Origin of the sequence: Aquimonas sp., from assembly GCF_044377145.1 — a bacterium.
Lineage (GTDB): Bacteria > Pseudomonadota > Gammaproteobacteria > Xanthomonadales > Xanthomonadaceae > Aquimonas.
Genome location: NZ_JBILJQ010000003.1, coordinates 1 through 8,862 on the forward strand (window position 1 = coordinate 1; position 8,862 = coordinate 8,862).

Sequence of the window (8,862 nt, forward strand, 5' to 3'; positions counted from 1 at the left end):
GTGCAGCGCGTCTCGACTCAAGCTCCGACCGTCAACTGCTTCCATTTGCCACACCTCCGATCCAAGACCGAAACCTTGACCGCTGGCGGCGCTTGAAGTTCACGGATAATTGGCGCCGGCTCTATAAAGCAAGCGCTCCATCACCGCCATCCGCACCGCCACGCCGTTGGACACCTGCTGCAGGATCACCGACTGCGGGCCGTCGGCGACGGCATCGTCGATTTCGACGCCGCGGTTCATCGGCCCCGGGTGAGTGACGATTGCATCGGGCTTCGCCCGCCGCAGTCGCTCCGGGCTCAGGCCGTAGTTGCGGTGGTAGTCCTCCAGCGAACTGATCAGGCCTTCTTCCATGCGCTCGCGCTGCAGGCGCAGCATCATCACCACGTCGACGCCCTCCAGAGCAGCGTCGAAGTCGTCGATCTGGGTGCAGCCGTCCAGAGTGTGATCAGTCGGCAGCAGTGTTGCCGGCGCGCAGACGCGGATCTGGCCCACACCCAGCGTACGCAGGGCAGGCAGATCGGAGCGGGCGACCCGCGAGTGCAGGATGTCGCCGACCAGCAGCACGGTGAGGGCGCTGAAGTCTGCGCCCTTGTGCTGGCGAATCGTCAACATGTCGAGCAGGCCCTGGGTCGGATGCGCGCTGCGGCCGTCGCCGGCATTCACCACGCTGACGCCGGGGTTGGCAGCGGCGGCCAGCGAATCGAGAACGCCGGATTCTGCGACTCGAACCACGAACAGATCGCTGCCCATGGCTTGCAGGTTGCGGAAGGTGTCGAGCAGGCTTTCGCCTTTGCGCGATGACGAATGTGCCACGTCGAAGTTCAGCACCTCGGCGCCCAGCCGCCGCGCTGCCAGCTGGAACGAGCTGCGGGTGCGGGTGGAAGGCTCGAAGAAAAGATTGACGATGGTTCGCCCGCGCAACGCATCCAACGCGCTTCGGCCATCAAGGGCGACGGCGCGAAGCTGCTGGGCGCGTTCCAGCAGTGATTCGATCTCCTGGCGTTCAAGGCCATCGAGGGTGATCAGATGACGCAGTCGGCCGTCGGGGTGGTGCTGCAGGCTCGGCATGTGGATGTACCAGCAATCAGAATGAGTGGCCCAGCCAGCGCTCGACGATGATCTGCGCGGCCATGGCGTCCAGAAGCTCGGCCTGGGAGCGACGGGCGCTGCCGTTGCGGCGCGCCTCGGCGAAGCGGCGGTCGGCTTCTTTGGAGGAGGAGCGCTCGTCCACCAGACTCACCGGCAGCTGGTAGCGCTGCGCCAGCGTGCGTGCGAACTCTCGGGCGCGTCGAGTGGCGGCCTGTTCTTCGCCGTCCAGTGTGAGCGGCTCACCGACGATCAGCAGCTGCGGGCCCCACTCGCGCACGAGGCGATCAAAGCCGTTCCAGTCGGGTTGGCCGCTGGCCTGGGTCTGCACTACGGCGATTGCACGAGCGGTAGCGGATATCGTGTTGCCGACGGCGACTCCGGTGCGGCGGGCGCCGACATCGAAGCCCACTACGCACACCGGCGCCGGCGCGGCAGCCTCGCTCAAGCGCGCCCCGCGTAATCGGTGAGCAGCCGCAGGTCGACGCCCAGCAAATGCGCGGCGCGCGTCCAGCGCTGTTCCAGCGGCACGTCGAACAGGATCGAGTCGTTGGCCGGCACGGTCAACCAGGCGTTGGCAGCGAGCTCTTCTTCAAGCTGCCCTGCTGACCAGCCGGCGCAGCCCAGCGCAAGCAGGGCGCGCCCGGGGCCTTCACCGCTGGCCATCGAAGCCAGAATGTCGCGTGAGGTGGTGAGTTTCAGCGTGGCCGAAACGCGATAGGTCGAATCCCAATCGCGGCCATCGTCTTCATGCAGCACGAAGCCACGCTCAGGGTGCACTGGCCCGCCCAGCAGGACTTCGCGACTGCCAAGGCTGCGCGAGCGATCCTCCATCCCCAACTGGGCCAGAACCTCGGCCAGGTGGTAGTCGGAAGCGCGATTGATGGTCACGCCCATCGCGCCTTCCTCATCGTGCCGACAGATCAGAGTGACGCTGCGCGCGAAGTTGGGGTCGTCCAGCTGGGGCAGGGCGATCAGCAGTTGATTGCTCAGTGAGCTGGGTTCGGACATGTGGCGGATTCTATCAGGCCGACCGGGGCCGGCGCCGTCCGCGGGGAGGACCGGCGCGGGCGTCACCGCTCAGCGATTGCGCAGCACATTGCCCGGCAGGAATTCCCAAGTCCGGGTGATGTGCAGGATCTCGACCTTCTCACTGTTGTCGGGCAGCGGAGGGTAGGGCTCGCCCAGGCGGACGATGCGCAGCGCGGCCTCATCGAGGATCGGGTAGCCGCTGGAGCGAATGATGTCGATACGTTCGACCGAGCCATCCCGCCGCACCGCGACGGTCATCAGCAGCTGGCCCTGCAGGTTGCGGGTGCGCGCTTCGTCGGGGTAATTCAGGTTGCCGATGCGCTCGACCCGCGCGACCCAGGCGCGCATGTAGGAGGCGAACTCATATTCGGCCGTGTTGGCCGAAATGAACTTGCGCCGCGGTCGCTTCGCATAGGTCTGGCTGTCGCGATCGATTTCGGCGGCGAGGCGCGCCATCTCGATGCTCTGCTCGACCAGATGCTGCGCGGTTGGGAGTTGGGTATCGGGCGTCGGTTGACGGTCCCTGACGGCGATCTGCTGATCGGCATTGGTGGTGGTCACTGCGGCCAGTTCCCGCACTCGCTCGGGCGCTGGAGCGGCAGCACTGATCGGCGCTGGCGCCAGTCCGGGTGTCAGCTTGGGGACGGGTGAGGACACCTGCTCCGCCGGGCGCTCGGGCTTTTCCGAATCGCCACCGCCCTGCTGGTTCGACTGGGCAAGGAAATCGGCCTTCTCGGGCGCGGTCGTGCTGCGGGTTTCCGTCAGGATGACATCCAGAGTCGGTCGCAGCGGCGCCGGGTTCTCGACCGCAAAACCAACACCCAGCGCGAGGACGCCGTGGGCGATCAGAGAGAACACCAGGGTGGCGCCGAGCCGGTCGCCTTCGGAGACGACCGTCGGCTCAACTGCTGCATTGCTCACGCCAGTCGGGCCTCGATGGCGTCGAACAGCATTCCCGCAATGTTGAGGCCGAACTGGGCGTCCAGCTCGCGGATGCAGGTGGGGCTGGTGACGTTGATCTCGGTGAGGAAGTCGCCGATCACGTCGAGCCCGACGAACAGCATGCCGCGGCGTTTGAGCTCGGGCCCGACCTCGGCGGCGATCCAGCGGTCACGTTCGGTCAACGGCCGGCCTTCGCCGCGTCCACCCACGGCCAGATTGCCGCGAAAATCGTCCGCCGCCGGAATGCGCGCAAGCGCGTAGGGCACGGGTTCGCCATCCACCAACAGGATGCGCTTGTCGCCCTGACGGATTTCCGGCAGGTAGCGTTGCACCAGGGCGAGCTGTTGTCCGCCGGCGGTCAGCGTTTCGAGGATCACCTTCAGATTGTCATCGTCGGCACGCGCGCGAAAGATCGAACGGCCGCCCATGCCATCAAGCGGCTTCAGCACGCAGTCGCGCTCGGTGGCGATGAACTCGCGCAACCGCGCAGGGTCGCGGGAGACCCGGCTGGGTGGACAGCACTGCGGGAAGTGCAGGGCGAACAGTTTTTCGTTCATGTCGCGCAGGCCCTGCGGGTCGTTGACGACCAGACAGCCCTGTTGCTGGGCCAAGGTCAGCACCTGGGTGTCGTACAGGTACTGGCTATCGAACGGCGGATCCCGCCGCATCAGCACCGCCTGCATTTCCGACAGCGGGCGCCAGACCGGTTCGTCAAGTTCGTACCAGCCTTGTGGGTCGTCCCGCACGGTGAGCGCGGCCAGCCGTGCCATCGCGATGCTGCCGTCGATCGCCAGCGCGCCGGAGGTGGCGTAGTGCAGGCGATGGCCGCGCCGCTGCGCCTCCAGCAGCATGGCAAAGCTGGAGTCTTTCTTGATCTTGATGGCGCCGATCGGATCCATCACCACGGCGATATCGATGTTCATCGGCTTGTGCACTCGTCAGGGCCTGCTCTGCCGTTGCTGGATGTGTCAGCGGCGGTGGGATTTTGACGCGAAGGGTCACTTTGCGGTGGCGCTTCAACGCGTGATTCTGTGGGCCGCAGCGCGTATCTGCACAAATGCAGGCTGCTGCAGTGCGGCCGCGTGCGACACCCCTAGGGCTGGCTATACTAGCAGCGCGTTCAGGCTCGTCGGTCGACGTGACGGTCGAGTTCAAGTGAGGTCGAAAGTCGGTCAGCCGGGTTGTCCGGATGGCAGTCGTAGCCGCGTCGGGGGGCGCTTGCACTGAACATGGAACACGCTTTGCTTGACAGTTCCAGCAACGGCTGGGATATAGCTAACGGATTGCGCGGCCGGAAGTCGCCGCGCCCATGTGGGGATTGCGAATGGAACAGAACCAAGGCGCGGTCAGCCTGGAAGGCATGAAGGTGATGGTGATCGATGACTCGAAGACCATCCGCCGGACCGCCGAAACCCTGCTGAAGAAGGAAGGCTGCGATGTGGTCACCGCGACGGACGGATTCGAAGCGCTGTCGAAGATCGCCGACCACCACCCCCAGATCATCTTCGTTGACATCATGATGCCGCGGCTGGACGGCTACCAGACCTGCGCCTTGATCAAGAACAACCAGGTTTTCAAAGGCACGCCGGTGATCATGTTGTCGTCGAAGGACGGCCTGTTCGACAAGGCCAAGGGTCGGATCGTCGGCTCCGAGGAATACCTCACCAAACCATTCACCCGCGACGAACTGCTCTCCGCCATCCGGCGTCACGTCACGCGCTGAACCTGCTTTCGACCACGCCTCATAGGGGGGGGCGTCCCGCGATATGGCTCGTATTCTGATCATCGATGATTCTCCGACCGACACGCGCATGTTCAGCCTGATGCTGGAGCGCAATGGCCATCAGGTGATCAGCGCCGGTTCCGCCGAGGACGGCCTCACAGCGGCTGAGCGCGATCGCCCGGACCTCATCTTGATGGACGTGATCCTGCCGGGCATGAACGGCTTCCAGGCCACCCGCGCACTCTCACGAGCGCCCGCGACCCAGCACATCCCGATCATCATCGTCAGCACCAAGGGGATGGAGACTGATCGGGTGTGGGGGCTTCGGCAGGGCGCCAAAGACTACGTTGTGAAGCCGCCGGTCGAGGCTGACCTGCTGCGCAGGATCAATTCCCTCGTGTCCGGAGGCGCGGGCCCGCAATGACAAACTTCGCCGCACCCATCGATCCGTTTGCGGTGCTTGCCGATTACGAAGCGCGCAGCCTGTCGCATGTGGCTGGCCTGCCCGAGCAGATCGATGCGCCGGGATTGTGGCGCGGACTCGGCTACCGCCTGGGGCGCTGGAATATGGTCACCGCCATTGCCGACATCGCCGAACTACTGACCCTGCCGCCGCCGACGGCTGTGCCCGGCGCGCAAGGGTGGTTGCTCGGTATTTCCAACGTGCGCGGCACGCTTTTGCCAGTGGTTGATCTTAAGCAGTTTCTCGACGGTGAGCGCACGGTTGTGCACGAAACAACGCGCGCGCTGGTGATCAAGCAACCCGGCGGTAATGTGGCCATCCTGATCGACGAGCTGTTTGGGCAACGCCAGTTTGTCGATAGCCAGCGGGTGTTTCCCGAGGAATCTCCAGAGGGGCGCTACCGGGCATTTGTCACCGACGCCTACCAGCTTGGTGACACCGTCTGGCGGGTTTTTGATATGGCGCGGCTCGTACGTACCGGTGAGTTCAGGCAGGCTGCCGTCGCTTAGTACATCGAACGAAATGTAGGGCCATGCATGGACGCATGGTCGTTGCTGAAGCGGTCTGAGTTGGACCGTAGAAGCAGAGCTTCGGGTCGGATCATCCGGCCTGAGCGGTTGCCTAGGCGGCGCGGGACGCGCTTTCAGGTTGAGTTTTCCGGGGCGAGGACGATATGAGCACGAGCATGGGCGCAGTCGGCGGTAAAGAACGACGCGGCGCATTGAACTTCTGGATCCTGATCCTCACGGTCTCGATCCTGCTGTTGGGCGTGAACTTCTACATTTCTGCCCGCTACGCGCAGCAGGAAGCGGAGGCTCGCGACATCGTCGCCAGTATTCAGGTGCAGTCGCAGCAGATCGCGAAGTTTGCGCAGGAAGCGGCCATCGGCGGTCTGGAGTCTTTCGACCAGCTGAAGTCGACTCGCGCAGCTATTCAGCAGAATCTGACCCGACTTGCCAACGGCGACCCGGAGTCGGGGCTTCCGTCCTTCAAGGAGCCCCTGGGTGGGGTCAGCGTCGCGACCGAACTCGCCGAGCTGGAAACCACCTGGGCTAACGTCAACGACAACGCCGGTCGAATTCTCGACCGCCAGGAGCTGATCGTTAACTTGGCCGATGCCGCCAGCGCCTTCTCGGCCAGCGTGCCCCAGCTTCAAGGGCAGATGGACGAGGTCGTCCGGGCGATGTCGGAAGCCAACGTGCCCAGCGCCCAGGTGTTCATCGCCACCCGACAGCTGGTGCTCGCCGATCGAATGCTCCGCTATGTCACTCAGATTCTGCAGGGCGGTGCCGCCGCTTCCTCGGCGGCTGACCGCTTCTCGCGCGACTACGCGCTGTTCGGAAACGTACTGAGCGGGCTTGACGTCGGCAGCGCCGAGCAGGGCATTCGCCGAATCGAAACACCCGCCGGCCGGTCGGGCTTGGCGCGTGTGAGTGAGGCATTCGAAGCTGTGCGTCAGGACGTGGAGTTCATCCTGGGCGCCGCGACCGATCTGTTCGAAGCACGCGAAGCAGCTGACAGTATCTTCATCGACTCCGAAGCCCTGCTCGACAACGCGCGTAGCCTCGCCGGCAAACTGGGCGACATGGCGGGCGAGCGTACGTTCCCCAGTCTGCTGATCGGCATCATCTCTGCGGCTTTGGCGGTTGTCGGCCTGATGGGCCTGCTGTTGACCATCTACCGCGATCAGTCGCGCCGGTTCTCGGTCACTCAGGAATTGAACCAGCGTAACCAGGAGGCCATTCTGCGCCTGCTGGACGAGATGGGCTCTCTGGCGGAAGGCGACCTCACCGTCCGCGCAACCGTGACCGAAGACATCACCGGCGCAATCGCGGACTCGATCAATTTCGCCGTTGAAGCGCTGCGATCTCTGGTAACCACGATTAATGAGACCGCCGTACAGGTGGCCGCCGCCGCCCAGGAAACCCAGGCCACCGCGATGCATCTTGCGGAAGCTGCGGAACACCAGGCGCAGCAGATCACCTCGGCATCGGCGGCGATCAACGAAATCGCCGTCTCGATCGACGAGGTCTCGAAGAACTCCGCTGAATCCGCCGACGTGGCGCAGCGCTCGGTGCAGATCGCCGCCAAGGGCGCCGAAGTCGTGCGCCAGACGATTCAAGGCATGGACTCGATCCGCGACCAGATTCAGGAAACCTCCAAGCGAATCAAGCGTCTGGGTGAGTCCTCACAGGAAATCGGCTCGATCGTCGAACTGATTAACGACATTGCCGAGCAGACCAACATCCTGGCGTTGAACGCCGCTATTCAGGCGGCTTCAGCGGGTGAAGCGGGCCGCGGGTTCGCGGTGGTTGCCGACGAAGTCCAGCGCCTCGCGGAACGTTCAGCGAATGCGACCAAGCGAATTGAAACGCTGGTGCAGACGATTCAGTCCGATACCAACGAAGCGGTGAGCTCGATGGAGCAGACCACCGCCGAGGTGGTGGCCGGTGCACGCTTGGCCGAAGACGCCGGCTTGGCCCTGGGCGAAATCGAAAAGGTCTCGAATGATCTTGCTGACCTGATTCAGAACATCTCCGAGGCCGCCCGTCAGCAGTCCGCTGCGGCAACCAACATCTCGGCGACCATGAACGTTATTCAGGAGATCACGACCCAGACCTCGATGGGCGCCAGCCAGACGGCTGAGTCGATCGGAAATCTCGCCCAGCTTGCCGCCGACCTGCGTCGCTCGGTCGCCGACTTCAAGCTGCCGGGCTGACGGACCGCATCTCAAGATCATGGCAACGGCGCTCAGCCAGCTCATTGGCGAACTGGAACCCGGTCAGATGGATGACTTGGCGTTCCAGCGTTGGGTGCGACTGCTTGAATCGCGGACCGGGGTTACCGTTCCGCTGGAGCGCAAGCCGTTTCTGGTTACGGGGCTGCGCCGGCGAATGCGCGAAGCCGGTTTCAGTGATTTCGGGGTTTACTACAACGAGCTGTTGAACGGCGCGCGCGGGCAAATGGAATGGGCCTCGCTGGTCGACCATCTGACTGTTCACGAGACCCGATTCTTTCGGCATCTGCCGTCGCTTGCTCTGATTCAGGACCAATGGTTGCCCGGCTGGTTGGCCAAGGCGCCCGCGGACCAGTCACTGCATGCACTCTCGGTCGGCTGTTCGACGGGCGAGGAGGCTTACACCCTCGCGATGGTTCTTGACGAGGGCCTTGGGCGCGCCGAGCCACCGCGCAGGTTCGGCATCACCGCGACAGATGTGAGTCAGCCCGCTCTTTCAGTAGCACGCGCTGGCGCTTATGCAGCGCATCGTTTAGAAGAGATACCTGAGCCCTACCGTGGGCGTGCGGTGGAACTCGATTCAACGGGAAACCTGCGTGTCGTCGACCGCCTGCGTCGTCGAATTGGATTTGCCTGCGTCAACCTGCTTCACGCCACTCGCGCACCACTGCGTCAACTTGACCTTATTTATTGCCAGAACGTCCTGATTTATTTCGCCCGCGATCGCCGCGGCGAGCTACTGGACGGGCTTGCCCGCCTTCTGCGGCCCAATGGATTGCTGGTACTCGGTGCCGGCGAAATCACAGCTTGGACCCATCCGCAGCTCACCCGCACCAGTGGCCGCCAAACACTGGCGTTCCTGCGCAATTCGTAACGAGA

General features: G+C 64.0%; 10 protein-coding genes. 5 read left to right on the forward strand and 5 right to left on the reverse strand.

The window, feature by feature from the left end:
- Positions 1-99: 99 nt before the first annotated feature.
- The 5 genes from ACIQ7H_RS01820 to gshB form a co-directional block, all read right to left on the reverse strand.
- Entirely contained in the window at positions 100-1,068 is a 969-nt protein-coding gene (locus ACIQ7H_RS01820; protein WP_395787780.1) for an aspartate carbamoyltransferase catalytic subunit, read from the reverse strand.
- Between the two features lie 16 nt (positions 1,069-1,084).
- Positions 1,085-1,534, reverse strand: a complete 450-nt coding sequence (ruvX, locus tag ACIQ7H_RS01825; RefSeq protein WP_395787782.1) for a Holliday junction resolvase RuvX — start codon at positions 1,532-1,534, stop codon at positions 1,085-1,087.
- Positions 1,531-2,097, reverse strand: a complete 567-nt coding sequence (locus ACIQ7H_RS01830) for a YqgE/AlgH family protein (protein WP_395787784.1) — start codon at positions 2,095-2,097, stop codon at positions 1,531-1,533. The genes ruvX and ACIQ7H_RS01830 overlap by 4 nt, the downstream gene beginning before the upstream one ends.
- Before the next feature lie 69 nt (positions 2,098-2,166).
- Positions 2,167-3,039, reverse strand: coding sequence for an energy transducer TonB (locus ACIQ7H_RS01835; protein ID WP_395787786.1), 873 nt, complete (start codon positions 3,037-3,039; stop codon positions 2,167-2,169).
- Complete coding sequence (gene gshB, locus ACIQ7H_RS01840) at positions 3,036-3,983, reverse strand: glutathione synthase (protein WP_395787788.1); 948 nt, start codon at positions 3,981-3,983, stop codon at positions 3,036-3,038. The genes ACIQ7H_RS01835 and gshB overlap by 4 nt, the downstream gene beginning before the upstream one ends.
- A 401-nt stretch (positions 3,984-4,384) precedes the next feature.
- On the opposite strand from gshB, the gene pilG reads away from it, so the two are divergent.
- The 5 genes from pilG to ACIQ7H_RS01865 all read left to right on the forward strand — a co-directional run bounded on the left by pilG (position 4,385) and on the right by ACIQ7H_RS01865 (position 8,857).
- Positions 4,385-4,783: a twitching motility response regulator PilG gene (pilG, locus tag ACIQ7H_RS01845; RefSeq protein WP_395787790.1), complete on the forward strand. Its 399-nt coding sequence runs from the start codon at positions 4,385-4,387 to the stop codon at positions 4,781-4,783.
- A 43-nt stretch (positions 4,784-4,826) separates the two neighbouring features.
- A complete protein-coding gene (locus tag ACIQ7H_RS01850; RefSeq protein ID WP_395787792.1) occupies positions 4,827-5,207 on the forward strand; it encodes a PleD family two-component system response regulator in 381 nt (126 codons plus the stop codon).
- Entirely contained in the window at positions 5,204-5,755 is a 552-nt protein-coding gene (locus ACIQ7H_RS01855) for a chemotaxis protein CheW (protein ID WP_395787794.1), read from the forward strand. The genes ACIQ7H_RS01850 and ACIQ7H_RS01855 overlap by 4 nt, the downstream gene beginning before the upstream one ends.
- A 164-nt stretch (positions 5,756-5,919) precedes the next feature.
- Positions 5,920-7,965, forward strand: coding sequence for a methyl-accepting chemotaxis protein (locus tag ACIQ7H_RS01860; protein ID WP_395787796.1), 2,046 nt, complete (start codon positions 5,920-5,922; stop codon positions 7,963-7,965).
- A gap of 19 nt (positions 7,966-7,984) precedes the next feature.
- Entirely contained in the window at positions 7,985-8,857 is an 873-nt protein-coding gene (locus ACIQ7H_RS01865; RefSeq protein ID WP_395787798.1) for a CheR family methyltransferase, read from the forward strand.
- Positions 8,858-8,862 lie beyond the last annotated feature (5 nt).